Raw genomic sequence first — 15,826 nt, forward strand, 5'->3', positions numbered from 1 at the left:
CAAGCCCCAGCACCGCCTCCTCACCAAATCGCGATTTGACAGTTTTTCCATATTTGTCAAAATCGTCAAATGGGACCGAAAACCCGCATCCTCGATGCCACCATGCTGGTGTTCCGTCGGCACGGCTTTCGCCGCTCCTCGATCGAGCAGGTCGCCGAGGCGGCCGGCCTGACGCGGCAGGCGCTCTATCACCACTTCGAATCCAAGGAAGCGCTGTTCCGTGCCGTGATCGAGCGCGTGCATGAGTCCGCGATCGCGGCCGAGGAGACCGCCCTTGCCGCGGCGGAGACCGCGGGCGGCGATCTCGGCGACATCCTCGCCGCGGGCATGACCGCACGGATGTCGACCATGATCGGGTCGCTGGACGGCTCGCCGCATCTCGAGGAACTGTATTCCGAGCACCTCGTGCATGCGCGCGACCTCTTCCAGACCTACGCTGCGCGCTATGCGGAGCGCATGGTCGCGACGATCACGCGGATCGTGCGCAAGCAGCAGCTTGCGCTGCCGCAGGACCTGACGCCGGCCGAGTTCGCGCGGCTGGTCGAAATGTCGATTCACGCAGCGAAGTCGCAGTATCCGGCGATGCAGCCGGCGGAAGCGTTCCTGAAGGACATGGCGATCATCGTGCGGACGCTCTGCGCCGGCGCCAAGCCGAAATTCAAGTCCAAATCCTTGCCGAAACCGCAGAAGCCGTACGTCAAGAGGGCGGCAATCCCCAAGAGGCCGACACGCAGGACAACTGGAGGACATCCATGAGCACGACGACCGTCAATGGCCGCGTCGAATCCCTGCCCGATGATCCCGATGCGCTCTTGATCGACATCGTGCGCGACCAGCTCAAGCTCACCGGCACCAAGCTCGTCTGCGGCGCCGGCGTCTGCGGCGCCTGCACCGTGCTGGTCGACGGCGCGCCGGTCGCAAGCTGCCTAATGCCGGCACACGCCGCCGCCGGCAAATCGGTGACGACGGTGGAAGCCATCGGCGCGTCCGGGCTGCATCCGGTGCAGAAGGCGTTCATGGCGCATGACGCCCTGCAATGCGGCTTCTGCACGCCCGGCTTCATCGTGGAAGCGACCGCGTTCTGCGACCATTGGCGCGCGACCAGGGGAACGGCGGTGCCGTCGCGCGAGGAGATCGGCGCGGCGCTGTCCGGCCATCTCTGCCGCTGCGGCGCCTATGACGGGATCTTCCGCGCGGTGGCGGATGCCTGTGCCGGCCGTTTCGACGGCGATCATGTCACGGCGCCCCGCATCGAGGCCCGCGACAAGGTGACGGGCGCGGCGAAATACACCGTCGACATCCATCATGACGGCCAGCTCGAAGGCCTGATCCTGCGCTCGCGCGAGGCGCATGCGCGCATCGCCACGCTCGATCTGGCGCCGGCGCGCGCGCTCCCCGGCGTTACCGCGGTGTCGCTGCTCGGCGACGACCGTGTCGTGCGCTATGTCGGCGAGCCGATTGCGGCGGTTGCCGCCCGCGATCGCAAGACGGCGCTGGCCGCGCTGGCCGCGATCAAGCTGACCAGCGAGCGCCTGCCCGCGGTGGTCGGGCTCGACGCCGGACGCAAGGATGATGCGCCCGTGGTGTTCGACAAGGCGAGCCGCAAGCGGGCCGGCAACGTCTCGGAAGCGGCCGGCGGGCCGGCGCCCTGGAAGCAGAACATCCGCGGGCCGACCGCTGTTTTCTCGACCCGCGCCAAGAAGGCCCGCAACTGGGTGGACGAGGCGCGCCAGGCCAACAACAAGCTACTCGTCGAAGCCACCTTCCGCACCGCCACGCAGCAGCATGCTTGTCTCGAGCCCCACGCCGCGGTGGCGCGCTTCGACGGCGACCGGCTGACCCTGCACGCCTCGACCCAGCAGGTGTTTCACCTGAAGGAGCAGATCGCAAAACGCTACAAGCTCGATCACGACAAGGTCCGCGTGATCGCGGAGCACGTCGGCGGCGGCTTCGGCTCGAAAGCGAGCCTCGGCACCGAGACGATCGCCGCGATCGAGCTGGCCCGCGCGGCGAAAGCGCCGGTGCGGGTCGCCTATGATCGCCAGGAAGAACTCTCGGTCGCCGGTTATCGGCCGGCCGCGGAGTTGAAGGTCGCGCTGCTACCTTCCGAGCAAGGCGGCCTGAAGGCGCTCTCGGTCACCGCGCATGCCGATACCGGGGCCGCGACCAACTCGACCATCGCGGGACTGGCGCGGCTGATCTATCCGGCCGAGGCGAAGGATCTTTCGGACTTCGACGTCATCAGCAATCTGCCGCCCGGCGCCGCCTTCCGCGGCCCCGGCGGTCCGCCGATGGCGTTCGCGGTGGAGCAGGCGATCGACGAGGCCGCGCTGCGGCTCAACGTCGATCCGATCGCCTTGCGCAAGCGCTGGGATCCCGATCCCAACCGTCAGCGGCTCTACGATTGGGCATCCGGGCTCGAGATCTGGCGCAACCGCAAGCCGGCGCAGAACGGCCGCTATCGCCGCGGCATCGGGGTCGCCACGGGCTACTGGCTCTATCTGTGGCAGCCGAAGGTGAAGGTCGAGGTCGCGGTCAAGGGCGGCCGCATCGTCGCCAGCACGGCGACGCAGGACATCGGCACCGGCACCCGCAGCGTGCTTGCCGACGCGATCGCGCGCGAGTTCGATCTCGAACCCGGCGAGATCGATGTGCGGATCGGCGATTCCTCGCTGCCCGAAGGCCCCGGCTCCGGCGGCAGCCGCGTCACCGCCTCGGTGATGCCGCCGACGCTGCAGGCGGTGCGGAAACTGAAGGCCGCGATGCTCGAACAGGCCACGCGAAAGCCGGCGCCCGGCTCGAACGCGCCCTGGCGCGAGCTGATCGCGCGCTCGCCCGACATCGCGGTGGTGGAGACGCGCGGCGAGGACGGCAAGAACACCGCGCCCGGCATCCGCTCGCCGCTGCGCGAAGTCGGCCTGATGGGCATGGTGTTCGGCTGGATGATGCGCCGCTTCTCGAACATCGCGGTCGGCGCCGGCGTGCCGAGCTCGGTGCAGGTGATCGAGGTGGAGGTCGACACCTGGCTCGGCCATGTCCGCGTGCTCAACGTGCATACCGGCATCGCGGTCGGCAAGATCGCAGCGCCCGCGCTGGCGCGCAGCCAGGCTTGCGGCGCGGTGATCCAGGGCCTCGGCTACGCCCTCTACGAGGCGCGCGAGCTTGATCCGAAGACCGGCGACGTCCTGACCGCGGGAATGGAGGATTATCGCATCCCTGGGATCGCCGACACGCCGGAGATCGAGGTCCATTTCGACGAAGCCGGCTTCGACCATGTGCTCGGCAACAGCGTCGGCATCGGCGAGGCGTCCACGGTGCCGACCTCGGCCGCTGTCGCCAACGCGATCCACAACGCGATCGGCGTCCGCCTCACCGAGATTCCGATCCGGCCCGATCGCATCGTCGCCGCGCTGAAAGGGAGGGATGCCGCATGAGTGTCGCGACTGCAGACGTCATCTCCGCGCCCGAATTCCGCGCCGCCGGCACCGATCTGTCGGAGCGCCGCCGCAGCGGCCTGTCGTGCGGCTCGATCATCGATCTCGCCGCCAGTCCCGATACGATCGGTGTTGCGTGGAATGCGGACGGCTCGGCCCGCATCGGCGCCCTGACCACGATCGCTGCGATCGCATCCGACGCGCGACTTGCCCAGGCTTACCCCGGCATCACCGCCGCCGCGCAGGGCCTCGCTACGCCGCAGATCCGGCACATGGCGACGCTCGGCGGCAACCTCGCCCAGCGCTCGCGCTGCTGGTATTTCCGCAATCCGCAGATCGCCTGTCTCAAGAAGGGCGGCCCCGACTGCCCGGCGCGATCCGGCAACCACCTCTATCACGTCGCGTTCGATCTCGGCCCATGCGTCGCGCCGCATCCGTCGACGATGGCGATGGCGCTGCTCGCCTATGATGCGAAGGTCACCACCGATCGGCGCAGCGGCTTATCGATCTCCGAGCTGCTCGGCGACGGCAGCAACGGCGCGGCCGACAATCTGCTTGCACCGGGCGAACGCATCGAGCGGATCGAGCTTCCCGTTCCGCTGGCCGGCGAGCGCGCGCTGTACAAGCGCGCCATCAGCCGGACGCATGCGGAATGGCCGCTGGTCGAGATCTGCGTGCGTGCGGTGATCTCCGGCGGCGCGTTCCAGCAGGTCCACATCGCCGCCGGCGGCATCGCCCCGGTCCCGCTGCGTCTGACCGCGTCCGCGGCGGCGCTGCAGGGTAAGCAGATTAACGCGGCGACCATCGCGCAAGCCACCGAGCTGGCGATCTCGGGAGCCAGGCCGCTGCCGATGACCGGATACAAGCTCGAGCTGCTGACGGGCCTGGTGCGCGACGTGGTCGAGCGGATCGTGGCGTAGGATCAAGCGCCCATTCGCCGCCTCGAGACAGCGTCGCGTCTGGAATGCATAGATCCAGGAATTCCTACGCCGGTATGCCGGCCTCACACAGCACGGCGACCATGCGGTCGCCCCATTCGGCGGATCTGGTCGGAAAATTCTGCCGCGCGTAGGACGCGCGGAAATCGGGCCGCAGCTTGAGCAGCCGGCCGGCGATGACGCGCGCCTCGTCGAGGCGCCCCGAGCCAACCTCGTTCATGATCAACGCGCTGAGCATGTGTGCGTCTTCGCCGATCACCAGCGCCTTGGCGGCGGCCGCGCGGCCCTGCTCATACTGACCGAGCATGAAATGCGCGAAACTGATTCCGTTCCACATCGACGCCCGCCCGGGATCGATCGGGCTGAGCCGGAGTCTGTGCTCAAAACTTTCGATCGCGCGTGCCGGCTGCGCGCACATGAGCGAAATCCAGCCGCGATATCCCCACGCCGCAGCATCGTTCGAATTGAGCGAGATCGCCTCTTCGATCATGGTTTCAGCGCGATCGTAGTCGTGGCCGAGATAGGCAAACATGTGAGCCGCGCGCGCCAGCACGAACGGATCGTCGCTCGCCAGCACGCAGGCGAATTCGGCGATCCGCAGCGCCTCCGCCAACTCCTGCGCGCCGGGGGGCGTGCCGCGCGTGGTCTGTTTCAGCAGCGACGAATAGGCCAGCATGACCTGAGCGGCTGCATAGTTCGGATCAAGCCCGCAGGCCTTGTTGAACCACTCGCCGAGTTCAGCGTCGCCCCACTTGGAGCGATCTGCATAGGCCGCAATGCCTCTCAGAAAGAGATCGTAGCTATCGAGACGGTCGGTCGGCTTGGTTCGGGTTCGTTCGATTTCGCTCTGCTGGATCTTCGGAGCTATGATGCTGACGACATTCGCGGTGACCTGGTCCTGCAGGTCGAACACATCCCTCAGTTCGCCGTCGAACCTGTCCGCCCAGAGATGCGTACCGCTGCCGGCCTCGATCAGTTGCGCGGTGATCCGAACGCGCCCACTCGACTTGCGCACTGATCCCTCCAGCACGTATCGCACACCGAGCTCGTGCCCGACCTGCTTGATGTCGACGGACTTCCCCTTGTAGGTGAAGCTTGAATTGCGCGCGATCACAAACAGCGATCTGAAGCGCGACAGCGCGGTAATGATGTCCTCGACGACGCCGTCGGCAAAGTATTCCTGCTCCGGATCACCGCTCATATTCTGGAACGGCAGCACCGCGATGGAGGCCTTCTCGGCAATCGCGGCTGGGGAAGCCGGTGCAGTGAACGCGTGCTTCGCGATCGCGGCCGCTGCGGAGGCGCCGCCGACGCGAACTCTCCATGTCCGAATAGGCTCGGCAATATTCTTCAGGACCTGCGGCCCCATGTCCTCGAAGGTCGCATCGACCTTGCCGCGAATGTGCCGTTGCACGTCATCGGAAATGCAGACGCCACCCGGCTCGGCAATCCCCTCCAGGCGCGCTGCGATGTTGACGCCGTCGCCAAAGATATCGTTGTCATCAAAGATGATGTCGCCGACGTGGATTCCGATTCGGAATTCGAGCCGCTGCTCCGTTGGCACGGCAGCATTCTGATCGGCCATGCGGCGCTGCACTTCGACGGCACTGCGCACCGCGTCGACGGCGCTGGCGAATTCAACGAGGATTCCGTCGCCGGTCGTCTTGACGACGCGGCCGCGATGTGCCGCCAGCGCTGGATCCAGCAACGCTCGCCTGACCGACTTCAGCTTGGCCAGAGTGCCTTCCTCGTCGATTCCCATCAGCCGGCTGTAGCCGGCGATATCGGCCGCCAGAACCGCTGCCAGACGCCGATCCATGCTATCGGTGGTCAAGGACATGCCCCCGGACGAGGGGTTAATTTTCGTCGCCGATCAAAGCACGGCTGACGGCCTCCGGGCTAGAGCAAACGTCTGCGCTGCTTACCCAGGCTGGAAATCGGCGGCATTGTCAACGACGACCTTGAGGCTGTCGCCCAGCGGGTCTATCGCGCCCGGGTCAGCGCCAGCCAGATGCCGCCGCCGATCATGAAGCCGCCCGAGATGCGCGACATCAGCCGGGTCCGCTCCTTGGAGAAGAATTTGCGGGCGCGGCCGGCCGCCAAGGCGTAGGCGGCGTCGGTCAGCACGGCGGTCGCCATGAAGGTGAGGCCGAGCAGCGCCACCTGCGGAACGTGCGGCTTGTCCATATCCATGAACTGCGGGATGAAGGCGCCGAAGAACACCAGCACCTTCGGGTTCGAGAGCAGCACCAGAAAGCCTTGCAGGAAGAAGCCGCCGCGCGGCGGCGGCGGCGTGTCGTCGGTGCTGACGCCCTCGACCGGCGAGCGGATCAGCTTGAAGCCGAGCCAGACCAGATAGGCGGCGCCGGCAAAGCGCACCCAGTCGAACCAGTACCCCATCGTCGCCATCAGCGAGGTCAACCCGACCGCGACGGTGCCGATCACGATCGCAAGTCCCACCTGCGCGCCCAGCACGTTGGTGAGCGCGGCGCGCGTGCCGTAGCGCAGCCCGTTGGCGATCACCATCGTGACGATCGGACCGGGCAGCAGCGCCAGCGCGATGCAGGCGGCGACGAAGGCGAAATAGGCTTGCAGGGACATGGGAGAGCTCGTTTGTTTCTTATCGTCATTATGCACGCAAGAGCCGAACATGGAAGCGGCCCGCCGCCTCTCCCCGTTCTTCGCGGGGTCGAGACGAGCGAAGCTCGCTCTTAGAGGGTTGGGGTGAGGGGCTCTCTCCGCCAGGCGGTGCGAGTCGTTAGACCTGTACCCCTCACCCGGATCGCATCTGGCGATGCGATCCGACCTCTCCCCGCAAGCGCAGGGGTGTCCGGGGAAATTCAGGCATAGCGGAGCTCCATCTGGTCAGGTGAGATGGTTGATTTCCGACGGCTGGGGTTGATGGGCGGAGGTTTGTCGATGGCAGCGAGGGATCGACGCGTGAGCAGGAGCTGGCCGACGAGTTCGGCGAACCTGAGCGGGAGCATTTTGATGCAGTTGGTGTGAGCGGCGATGCGCAGCAGCAGGTAGGCAATCATCGCAGCGAGCACCTGAAGGCGGATCGCGTTGTCGTTGGCGCCGAGGAACTTGCGAATATCGAGATGCTGCTTGATCCAGCGGAACAGCAGCTCGATTTGCCATCGGCTCTTGTAGAGGGCGGCGATCTCGACGGCGCTACGGGCAAGGTCGTTGGTCAGGAGTGTGATCTTGCCGCCTTTCTCGCGTCTGATCTTGATGCGGCGGAGCGGGATTGGAAGGCGCGAATCGCCCTTGCTGGTGAGCTTCACCTCGTCATCGGCAAGGATTTCGAAGCCATCCCCGTTACGCTTGCGGATGGCGCGATGCCTGAGCGAGCGAAGACGGATGCTCGTCTTCGCCCGGGTAACGAAGAAAGCCTTGCTATCATTGATCTTCTGCCACCAGTCGAAACGGCAATAGCCCTTGTCAAACACATAGGTGGTGGCGGGCTGGATTGGGGTCTGTCGGCCGATCTCGATGTCATTGACGTTCGCGGCCGTCATCTCGACGCAGGTCGGGACATCGCTCCTTGGGTCGTAGACGACATGCAGCTTCATGCCGCGGATGCGGCCGTTCCACGTCGCCCAACTGCAGACCTTGCCGAGCGGGATCGGACTGGCGTCGATCAGACGCACCATCTCCATGCCTTCACTCCGCAGCTGGCGACGCGCCATCGCCGACAGCGCCGCAAAGGTTTGCGCGAAAATGCCGATCGGACGGCGGGCATTGGCATCGGACAACGTCGAGCGCGACAGCTTGCCGGTTCCCAAGTGATAGTGATGCTGCGAATTGGCGTTGAAGCCAGTCACCACCCCGCGCAGACTGCTGTTGCCGCTAAGCTGGGCATAGATCAGCGCCACCAGATGATCCCAGCTCCTGAACGACTTGTCGTAGGCATCCCCGTCCAGACGATCCACAACCGTCTGAAACTGCCGTCGATTGATCGGTTCAAGCAGCCTTCCAAAAATGCTACCGCGATATCGCATGCTCGGCCCTCTGTGTCTCGACAACCAGAAAAGACCGATTTGCCTCGGTCCTGCCGAGCATGCACCGCGACACAGTGAATCATTCCCCGGACACCCCTGCCGCAAGCGGGGCGAGGTGAAGAGAGATCACGCTCAACGGCCTTCCATTGCCGCGATCATCCATGACCTGATCTCTCGCCCCTCCAGAAATTTCAACGTCGCGCCTTGCACGCGCCCAACATCGCCGCTCCCCTGCGCCACGACCGCCATCAGGTCGCAGCGATGCGACACCGCGATGCCGATCGCAGTGCGCTTCCCGTTGGGCATCTCGAGATCATAGACCCTGATCCGCCCCGGCATATCGGCGACAGCAACGACATCGCCGGCCTTCAGCGGCACAAAGCGCGGGCTGGTCATGTCGACGTCGGAAACGCGGTCGACCTCGTCGTCATCGGCGACGCCGCTGTCGCAGTTGCAAAAGCCGAGTTTTGGCCTGAGATAAACCTCGAGGTCGTCACCGCACTCCGCCGCGCCGCAACGGAAGGCGCGGCCGGCGGGCCAGCCGTCGCGCGGGAACGGCCAGGCGATCTCGCGCCACGCGGCCGCGCGCGGCGGCGCCATCTCGTAGCCCGCAACTGCGGAGAGCCCGCCGAGCACGAGGACCATCGCCGCGATGACCGGCCAGGAGCGCATCATCGCGCGCTCACGGCAGACCGGCGACGGCGCGCGCCGCGCCGGTCAGTTCGAGAATATGCAGGCCGGTGTTGGCGCGGTCGACCGCGTAGATGTAGCCGCGCTCGTCGGTCTCGACATTATTGGTCTGGATCGCGACCTTGCAGCGGTCCTTGCCGTCGATGGTGACGCAGCGCTTGTCGGTCGCCGCCGTGATGGAGGGAATGAAGTAGCCGACTTCCCTGGGATGATAGGGATCGCGGATGTCGAGCGCGCGGACGCCGGCGTTGAAGAAGGCGATGAAGGCCAGCTTCTTGTAGTAGACCGGCGCCATGCTCTCGTTCGACGAATGCGAGCCGAACCGGCCGCCGCGCGCGCAGAACGCGCCGGAGGCCTCGGGCACCGTGTAGCTCAAGATCAGCATCGGCCGCGCCTCGGTGGTGACGTCGGCGAACCACACCATCTGCCGGGCCTCGCCACATTCGTTCTGGATCGCCTCGTCGACGATCATCACGATGTCGCGGCTCTTGCCATCCTTGTCGTGGGCGAACTCGGCGATCGGCATGCCGGGCATCGGAAACACCGTATGCGCGCCGTTCATGGCGGACAGCGGCATCCGCGCGATCTCCGGGAATTTCAGATTGTCCGGCGTCGGCTCCTTCGGTCCGTTCAGCAGCTTGTCGCGGTCGACGATCTGCAGGAAGCCGCCCTTGTTGGTGCCATAGCCGAAATAGACGCGATTGCCCTGCGGCCCGGTCGAGATCGGCCCGTGCAGTTCGGTCGGCACCGCGCCGGTCGCGCCCGGCTCCTGCCCGGGCAGGCCGAAGTCCCTGATCTTCGTGGGGTGCGCGGGATCGGAGAGATCATAGACCTGCGTCATGCGCCGCGTGCGCCAGTCCGGCGCGCCCGACACCAGGAAGGCGATGCCGGTGCCGCATTCCCAAAAACTCTTGTGCGTGTCCTTCAGGCCGCCGATCCGGGTGACGAGCGCCGGATTGGCGGGATCGGCGACGTTCCAGATCTCGTGCGCCTCGCTGCCGAAGGTGCGCAGCATGTAGACCGCGTTGCGATCGCCCTTCGGCAGATCCTTGCCGTCGCAGATCCGCACCATCTGCGCGCCGCCGGATTCATACTTGCCTTCCTGTCCGGGAATGTGCCGCAGATATTTCGGGTACGCGGGATCGGTGACGTCCACGATCGAGGTGCCGTTCGGCTCGGCCTTGCCGGTCATCGGGTTGACGGGATCGGGGATGTCGTCGGTGCCGCCGTGATGACCGATATAGGCGATCCATCTGTCGCCCTGATGATGGATGGTCGGCTGATAGGCGCTGCGCGCCTGCAAATCGTTGGTTCCAACCAGCCTCATGTTGGAGGCCTCGGGCGGATCGCCGATCTTCTGCTGGGCGCTCGCACCATTCGCGAGCAGGACAAGAACCAACGTGCAGCAAACTGCCGTAACGCGACCGCCCATGCGCACCACCCAATGTTCCACACCAATCTGCGTTGGCTGCCGGCAAGGCTAGCACGGTGCTGCCGATGCCAAAACACACGCTCTTGACATGCAACCATTTGGTTGCCTATTATCCGACCCATGGATGAAGTCTTCAAAGCCCTCGCGGATGCCTCACGGCGAACGCTGCTTGACCGACTTCACGATCAGAACGGGCAGACGCTCGGTGAGCTCTGCGACGGCCTCGACATGACGCGTCAGGCCGTCACCAAGCACCTTGTGATTCTCGAGGAGGCCAACCTCGTCACCACGATCAAGCATGGCCGCGAGAAGCTGCACTATCTCAACCCGGTTCCGATCCATCAGATCGGCGAGCGGTGGATCAGGAAGTTCGAGCGCGGGAAACTCGCCGCGCTGAGCGAGTTGAAAAGACAATTGGAGAAGCGTGATGAGTAAACCGGACTACGTCTACGTCACCTATATCGAGACCACGGCCGAGAAACTGTGGCACGCGCTGACCTCGAGCGAATTCACCGAACGCTTCTGGTTCGGCTATCGCGTCAGCTCCGACTGGAAGGTCGGCTCGCTTTATTGTCTTACCAAGGACGGGCGACGCAGCGTGCAGGGCGAGGTGCTGATCGCCGATCCACCGAACAAGCTCGCCTACAGCTGGGACGTCGTGAAGGAAGGCGTCGAGCGCGAACAGGTCTCGCGCGTCACCTTCGACATCGAACCGCACGGCACGGTCGTCAAGCTGACCGTGACGCACGACAATCTCGGCCCGAAGACGCTGCGCGACATCTCCGGCGGCTGGCCGATGGTGATCGCAAGCCTGAAGAGCTTCCTGGAGACCGGGCGCGAGCTGCCGGCCGACCTGCTCACCAGCGGCGCCAGGGAGGCCTACCATGCCTAAGCCCGAATTCGCCTACGTCACCTACATCGAGACCACGCCGGACAAACTGTGGGACGCGCTGACCAAGAGCGCGTTCACGCGGCAATACTGGTTCGACACCGAGCTGCAATCGGACTGGAAGGTCGGCTCGCCGCTCGCGCTGGTGATGGGCGGCAAGACCACCGACACCGGTGAGATTCTCGAGGCCGACCGGCCGCGGCGCCTCGCCTACACCTTCAAGCACGTGCTCGACGAGGACATGCGCAAGGAGCCGGCAACCAAGGTGGTCTTCACGCTCGAAGCCCATGGCAAGATCGTGAAGCTGACCGTGACCCATGAGGGCTTCGGCGCGGGCAGCAAGCTGCTCGACGGCATTTCCAAGGGCTGGCCGGCGATCCTGTCGGGACTCAAGAGCCTGCTCGAGACCGGCAAGGCGGTCACGATCCCGCCGGCCGCGCTCGGGATCGACGGCTTCGAATGACAATGAAAATCTATCGACGGGTGCGAACGGACATGAACATCGAGAAATTCAAACCGGCAATCGTCTACGCAATCTACATCGCCGCCACGCCCGAGAAGGTGTGGCAGGCTTTGACGACTGCCGAATTCAGCCGGCAGTATTTCTCCGGCAACGCGATCGAGGTCGACCTGCGGATCGGCGGCGCCTACGTCGTGCGGACGCCCGACGGCGCGCTGCACATCTCCGGCGAGGTGATCGAGTGCGATCCCCTGAAGCGGCTGACCGTCACCTTCAACGTCAACTGGCCGCAGCTGGTCGAAAAGCTCGGGCCGACGCTCGTCACCTGGGAGATCGAACCGGCAGGCGACGGCGTGAAGCTGACGCTCCTGCAATCGCATGACCGTCCGATCAGCGACGACATTCTCGCAGGCGGCCGCACCGGCTGGCCGGCGATCCTCTCCAGCCTGAAGAGCCTCGTGGAGACCGGCAAGGCCATGGTGATCCCCATGCAGCCGCCAGCGCGCATGATGGCCGCGCTGAAGGAATTGGGAATCGCGATGCCGACGTGATGATAGCGACACAGTCGCTCCATACTCCGCCGTCGTCCCGGCGAAAGCCGGGACCCATAACCACCGCTCTGCGTGTGGCATTCGCTGGGCCACAGCGTCGCGCAACAATTTCGCCCTGTGGTTATGGGTCCGGGTCGCGCTTCGCTTGCCCGGGACGACGCTGGGAGAGATTGCGCCCAGCACCGGTAACTCACGCCACGAGCAGCAGAGCAACGATCAGATTCGCCACGAACAGCGTCGCGTCGATGACGAAGATCCTGAGCATCGGGCCCTTCAGCACCGGCCAGTAAGCGACCCCGACGCGCCCGCCGCGCATCAGCACAGGCAAATTGTAGGCGAACTGGCTGAAATGACACGCGGCGAAGAACAGGAACAGTGAGAGCTGCGCCTCAACGCCCTGAAAGAACGGTGGCCTTGCGACCAGGAAATACATCGAGAGCAGCCCGATCGGCAGATTGATGCCGCCGAGAAACGCGACGCTGGCCGACAAGGTCGGCGCAATTGGATTGCCACGCTCCTCGCGTGGGACCAGGATCTTCAGCGTGTTGCGCTGGGCAATGCTGAACTGGACGAATGCAGCGCCGAACCAGAGCGCGTTGAGCAGCAGGACGACATCCAAAAATCGCATGGGCTATTTTCCGTAGAATGCTTCGCTGCGCACCACCCGGCCGGCGCCATCGAAGTCCATGAATTCGCTGGCGCGCGTATCGCCGAGTTGCCACCACACCGTCAGGCGCGCGATCGTCTCGTCCCAGCTCCAGTTCAGGATCTTGAGGTCCGCGCTTGCGATGCTGCCATAGGCCTTGCGCCAGTAGGCGCGGATATTCTCGGCCCCCGTGACTACGGGTGAGTCTGTCAGTTTGAGCGCCAACGGGCTGCGCATCTCGGCATTCTCAGCGAAGTGCGCGACGACGGCGTCGATATCGACCCTGCACCAGTTCGCGCACCACGCCTCGACAAAGCGTCCGGCGGCCGCCCGGTCCATGATCTGTTCGCCCACTCGACTGCCCTCCCCCTCGGTGACCGCGGGAAGACTGGCACGGCGGCATTCTCACGTCAACTATGTTGACATTAGCCTAGTTGTTGTCGGCGATCGCTCCCATCACCGCCATCCATGCGGCGGTGCCGGGCGCGCCGACACGACCGAACGCCTCACGGAGCACCTCGCGCTCGTGGTCGGACGCGCGCTGCTCGATGCGTTGCCCTGCTGCGGTCAGGTGCAGCAATTTGGAACGATGCTGCTCGGGCGACCGCTTCGCCGCCACGAGCTTACGCTCCAGCAACAGGCCAAGTGGCCGGTTCAGGGCCTGCTTGGAAATGCCGAGCACCTCGATCAGCGAGCCGATCGAGATGTCGGGCCGCCGCGCAACGACGTAGAGAATGCGATGGTGCGGGCGCGACAGGCCAACCGTGGCAAGATACTGGTCAGCCGCCAGCGTCATCCCGCGCCAGCCGTAGTACATCAGCTCCAGCGCCGCATCCAGTTCATGGAGCTTCCTGAGCGAGGCGCGATGCAGGCCGGGGGCCTGCGAGGCAGTCTTTTGCATGTGCGTATCGTGACGAACTTGTCCGAGAGAATCTAGCCCAGCGCCCTCAGCTCCCGCCGCAGCACCTTGCCCGTCGCCGTCATCGGCAGGCTGTCGGCGAACTGCACGAAGCGCGGATACTCGTGGGCGGCGAGCTGGACCTTGACGAACTCCTGGATCTCGCGCGCCAGGGCATCGCCCGGCGCGTAGCCCGGCCGCAGCACGATCCAGGCCTTGATCGATTCGGTGCGGATCGGATCGGGGATGCCGACCACCGCCGACATCGCGACCGCCGGATGCTTCATCAGCGTGTGCTCGATCTCGGACGGGCCGACACGATAGCCGGCCGTGGTGATGACGTCGTCCTCGCGGCTGACGTACCAGAAATAGCCGTCCTCATCCTGCACGCCGAGATCGCCGGTCAGCAGGAATTCGCCGGCATATTTCTTCGCGGTCGCTTCCGGATTGCGCCAGTACTCGATCATGGTGCAGGGGCACGGCTGGCGCACGCCGATGATGCCGCGCTGGCCCCGCGGCAGCTCCTCGCCCTTCTCGTCGACGATGCGGACGTCGAAGCCCGGCGTAGCGCGGCCCATCGAGCCCGGACGGATCGGAAACAGATTGGAATTGCTGCCGATCACGAGGTTGCATTCGGTCTGACCGAACACCTCATGGGCGTCGATGCCGAAGGTGTCGCGCACCCAATCCAGCAATTCACCGCCGAGCGACTCGCCGCCGGTGAAGATGCTGCGCAGCCTGACGCCGGAATTCTTCACATCGGCCTGCCGCATCAGCTTCAGCGCGGTCGGCGGCAGGAACACGTTGCGGATGCCGAGCTCGGCCATCATCCGCATCGCCGCCTGCGGCTCGAACTTGCGGGCGCGGTGTCCAACCATCGGGATGCCGTGGTACCAGAATGCGAACAGGCCGTTAATCAGGCCGCCGATCCAGGCCCAGTCGGCCGGCGTCCACATCAGGTCGCCGGGCCTCGGCAGGAAGTTGTGGCACATCTCGACATTGGGCAGATGGCCGAGCACGACGCGATGCGCATGTAGCGCGCCCTTCGGGTTACCCGTGGTGCCCGACGTGTAGATGATCAGCGCGGGATCGTCGGCCGAGGTGTCGACGGTCGCGAACTCGGGCGATGCCGACTTGACCGCGCTCCAGAACGGTTTCGTCCCCGCCGGCGTCTCATCGCCGACGATATAGACGCTCTTCAACTCGGGCAGACGATCGCGGACTTTCGCGATCTTCTCCCAGCCTGCTTCATCGGTGATCACGGCCTTGGCAGCAGAATTCGACAGGCGGAATTCGAGCGCGTCCTCGCCGAACAGCGCGAACAGCGGGATTGAGATCATCGCTGCGCGAAACGCCGCAAGATGCGCGACCGGCAGTTCGAGCGATTGCGACAGGAACACCGCGACACGGTCGCCGCGCACCAGCCCGTCGGCGGTCAGCACATTGGCGAAGCGGCGCGAGGCGTCCGCGACCTCGTCAAACGAGGTGCGCGTGGTGCCGCCATCCTCGTCGACATAGACCAGGGCGAGCCGCCCGGTGCCGTCGGCATGGCGGTCGCAGCACGCGGTCGCCATGTTGAAGCGCGCGGGAACGTCCCAGCGGAAGTTGCGATAGAGCTCGTCGTAAGTAGCGGCTTCCTTGAGCATGGTGTGTTTTGCTTCCGTCCCTCGTCATGGCCGGGCTTTCCCCTGCCATCCGCATTTGCTGCGGCAGATTGTAAGGACGTCGATGCCCGGGACAAGTCCGGGCTGACGAAGAAAGTGGCGCCCGGATGAACAATGCGTAGCCCCGATGGAGCCAACGGATCGCGCGAACGCGCCCGATGACAGGCTCCGCGCAATCCGGGGTTCTCATCGAGCGGACGGACTCACCCGGATTTCGCTT

General features: G+C 65.2%; 16 protein-coding genes. 7 read left to right on the forward strand and 9 right to left on the reverse strand.

What is annotated here, in order from left to right; translation table 11 throughout:
• Positions 1–69: 69 nt before the first annotated feature.
• Genes ACVIYL_RS01845 through ACVIYL_RS01855 form a run of 3 tightly spaced genes read left to right on the forward strand, consistent with a single transcriptional unit; the run spans position 70 to position 4,354 of the window.
• A complete protein-coding gene (locus tag ACVIYL_RS01845; RefSeq protein ID WP_456777583.1) occupies positions 70–756 on the forward strand; it encodes a TetR/AcrR family transcriptional regulator in 687 nt (228 codons plus the stop codon).
• Positions 753–3,434 (forward strand): molybdopterin-dependent oxidoreductase, encoded by a 2,682-nt coding sequence (locus tag ACVIYL_RS01850; RefSeq protein WP_456777584.1) that lies wholly within the window; start codon positions 753–755, stop codon positions 3,432–3,434. The genes ACVIYL_RS01845 and ACVIYL_RS01850 overlap by 4 nt, the downstream gene beginning before the upstream one ends.
• On the forward strand, positions 3,431–4,354 hold the full coding sequence (locus tag ACVIYL_RS01855) for an FAD binding domain-containing protein (RefSeq protein ID WP_456777585.1): 924 nt from the start codon (positions 3,431–3,433) through the stop codon (positions 4,352–4,354). The genes ACVIYL_RS01850 and ACVIYL_RS01855 overlap by 4 nt, the downstream gene beginning before the upstream one ends.
• A gap of 64 nt (positions 4,355–4,418) precedes the next feature.
• Here the strand turns inward: ACVIYL_RS01855 and ACVIYL_RS01860 are convergent, their stop codons facing one another.
• The 5 genes from ACVIYL_RS01860 to ACVIYL_RS01880 all read right to left on the reverse strand — a co-directional run bounded on the left by ACVIYL_RS01860 (position 4,419) and on the right by ACVIYL_RS01880 (position 10,498).
• Complete coding sequence (locus tag ACVIYL_RS01860; protein ID WP_456777586.1) at positions 4,419–6,212, reverse strand: adenylate/guanylate cyclase domain-containing protein; 1,794 nt, start codon at positions 6,210–6,212, stop codon at positions 4,419–4,421.
• A gap of 143 nt (positions 6,213–6,355) precedes the next feature.
• Positions 6,356–6,973: a LysE family translocator gene (locus ACVIYL_RS01865; protein WP_028333127.1), complete on the reverse strand. Its 618-nt coding sequence runs from the start codon at positions 6,971–6,973 to the stop codon at positions 6,356–6,358.
• Between the two features lie 239 nt (positions 6,974–7,212).
• On the reverse strand, positions 7,213–8,376 hold the full coding sequence (locus tag ACVIYL_RS01870; protein ID WP_057015126.1) for an IS4 family transposase: 1,164 nt from the start codon (positions 8,374–8,376) through the stop codon (positions 7,213–7,215).
• 132 nt (positions 8,377–8,508) lie between these two features.
• Complete coding sequence (locus ACVIYL_RS01875) at positions 8,509–9,051, reverse strand: hypothetical protein (RefSeq protein ID WP_456777587.1); 543 nt, start codon at positions 9,049–9,051, stop codon at positions 8,509–8,511.
• 7 nt (positions 9,052–9,058) lie between these two features.
• Positions 9,059–10,498, reverse strand: a complete 1,440-nt coding sequence (locus tag ACVIYL_RS01880) for an LVIVD repeat-containing protein (protein ID WP_456777588.1) — start codon at positions 10,496–10,498, stop codon at positions 9,059–9,061.
• 120 nt (positions 10,499–10,618) lie between these two features.
• Between ACVIYL_RS01880 and ACVIYL_RS01885 the strand changes: the two genes are divergently transcribed.
• The 4 genes from ACVIYL_RS01885 to ACVIYL_RS01900 are packed head-to-tail and all read left to right on the forward strand — an operon-like array spanning position 10,619 to position 12,398.
• Positions 10,619–10,933, forward strand: a complete 315-nt coding sequence (locus ACVIYL_RS01885; protein WP_028343393.1) for an ArsR/SmtB family transcription factor — start codon at positions 10,619–10,621, stop codon at positions 10,931–10,933.
• Positions 10,926–11,390, forward strand: a complete 465-nt coding sequence (locus ACVIYL_RS01890) for an SRPBCC family protein (protein WP_456777589.1) — start codon at positions 10,926–10,928, stop codon at positions 11,388–11,390. The genes ACVIYL_RS01885 and ACVIYL_RS01890 overlap by 8 nt, the downstream gene beginning before the upstream one ends.
• Entirely contained in the window at positions 11,383–11,850 is a 468-nt protein-coding gene (locus ACVIYL_RS01895; RefSeq protein ID WP_057018077.1) for an SRPBCC family protein, read from the forward strand. Before ACVIYL_RS01890 ends, ACVIYL_RS01895 begins: the two co-directional genes overlap by 8 nt.
• A gap of 32 nt (positions 11,851–11,882) precedes the next feature.
• The gene (locus tag ACVIYL_RS01900) at positions 11,883–12,398 is read left to right on the forward strand and encodes an SRPBCC family protein (RefSeq protein ID WP_456777590.1); all 516 of its coding nucleotides are present in this window, start codon (positions 11,883–11,885) and stop codon (positions 12,396–12,398) included.
• 190 nt (positions 12,399–12,588) lie between these two features.
• Here ACVIYL_RS01900 and ACVIYL_RS01905 read toward each other — a convergent pair whose 3' ends face one another.
• The 4 genes from ACVIYL_RS01905 to ACVIYL_RS01920 form a co-directional block, all read right to left on the reverse strand.
• Positions 12,589–13,026, reverse strand: coding sequence for a hypothetical protein (locus tag ACVIYL_RS01905; protein ID WP_456777591.1), 438 nt, complete (start codon positions 13,024–13,026; stop codon positions 12,589–12,591).
• 3 nt (positions 13,027–13,029) lie between these two features.
• Entirely contained in the window at positions 13,030–13,383 is a 354-nt protein-coding gene (locus tag ACVIYL_RS01910) for a nuclear transport factor 2 family protein (protein WP_456781765.1), read from the reverse strand.
• Positions 13,384–13,474: 91 nt separating this feature from the next.
• Complete coding sequence (locus ACVIYL_RS01915) at positions 13,475–13,945, reverse strand: MarR family transcriptional regulator (RefSeq protein WP_438077851.1); 471 nt, start codon at positions 13,943–13,945, stop codon at positions 13,475–13,477.
• 32 nt (positions 13,946–13,977) lie between these two features.
• Positions 13,978–15,588, reverse strand: a complete 1,611-nt coding sequence (locus tag ACVIYL_RS01920; protein WP_456777592.1) for an acyl-CoA synthetase — start codon at positions 15,586–15,588, stop codon at positions 13,978–13,980.
• Between the last annotated feature and the right edge of the window lie 238 nt (positions 15,589–15,826).

The organism is Bradyrhizobium sp. USDA 3315 (assembly GCF_054056795.1).

Bases quoted from the DNA above. Each gene is read 5' to 3' on its own strand.
- ACVIYL_RS01900 (WP_456777590.1), top strand. From the start codon at position 11,883: ATGAACATCGAGAAATTCAAACCGGCAATCGTCTACGCAATCTACATC.
- ACVIYL_RS01860 (WP_456777586.1), bottom strand. From the start codon at position 6,212: ATGTCCTTGACCACCGATAGCATGGATCGGCGTCTGGCAGCGGTTCTG.
- ACVIYL_RS01850 (WP_456777584.1), top strand. From the start codon at position 753: ATGAGCACGACGACCGTCAATGGCCGCGTCGAATCCCTGCCCGATGAT.
- ACVIYL_RS01880 (WP_456777588.1), bottom strand. From the start codon at position 10,498: ATGGGCGGTCGCGTTACGGCAGTTTGCTGCACGTTGGTTCTTGTCCTG.
- ACVIYL_RS01890 (WP_456777589.1), top strand. From the start codon at position 10,926: ATGAGTAAACCGGACTACGTCTACGTCACCTATATCGAGACCACGGCC.
- ACVIYL_RS01885 (WP_028343393.1), top strand. From the start codon at position 10,619: ATGGATGAAGTCTTCAAAGCCCTCGCGGATGCCTCACGGCGAACGCTG.
- ACVIYL_RS01905 (WP_456777591.1), bottom strand. From the start codon at position 13,026: ATGCGATTTTTGGATGTCGTCCTGCTGCTCAACGCGCTCTGGTTCGGC.
- ACVIYL_RS01845 (WP_456777583.1), top strand. From the start codon at position 70: ATGGGACCGAAAACCCGCATCCTCGATGCCACCATGCTGGTGTTCCGT.
- ACVIYL_RS01855 (WP_456777585.1), top strand. From the start codon at position 3,431: ATGAGTGTCGCGACTGCAGACGTCATCTCCGCGCCCGAATTCCGCGCC.
- ACVIYL_RS01910 (WP_456781765.1), bottom strand. From the start codon at position 13,383: ATGGACCGGGCGGCCGCCGGACGCTTTGTCGAGGCGTGGTGCGCGAAC.
- ACVIYL_RS01895 (WP_057018077.1), top strand. From the start codon at position 11,383: ATGCCTAAGCCCGAATTCGCCTACGTCACCTACATCGAGACCACGCCG.
- ACVIYL_RS01865 (WP_028333127.1), bottom strand. From the start codon at position 6,973: ATGTCCCTGCAAGCCTATTTCGCCTTCGTCGCCGCCTGCATCGCGCTG.
- ACVIYL_RS01875 (WP_456777587.1), bottom strand. From the start codon at position 9,051: ATGATGCGCTCCTGGCCGGTCATCGCGGCGATGGTCCTCGTGCTCGGC.
- ACVIYL_RS01920 (WP_456777592.1), bottom strand. From the start codon at position 15,588: ATGCTCAAGGAAGCCGCTACTTACGACGAGCTCTATCGCAACTTCCGC.
- ACVIYL_RS01915 (WP_438077851.1), bottom strand. From the start codon at position 13,945: ATGCAAAAGACTGCCTCGCAGGCCCCCGGCCTGCATCGCGCCTCGCTC.
- ACVIYL_RS01870 (WP_057015126.1), bottom strand. From the start codon at position 8,376: ATGCGATATCGCGGTAGCATTTTTGGAAGGCTGCTTGAACCGATCAAT.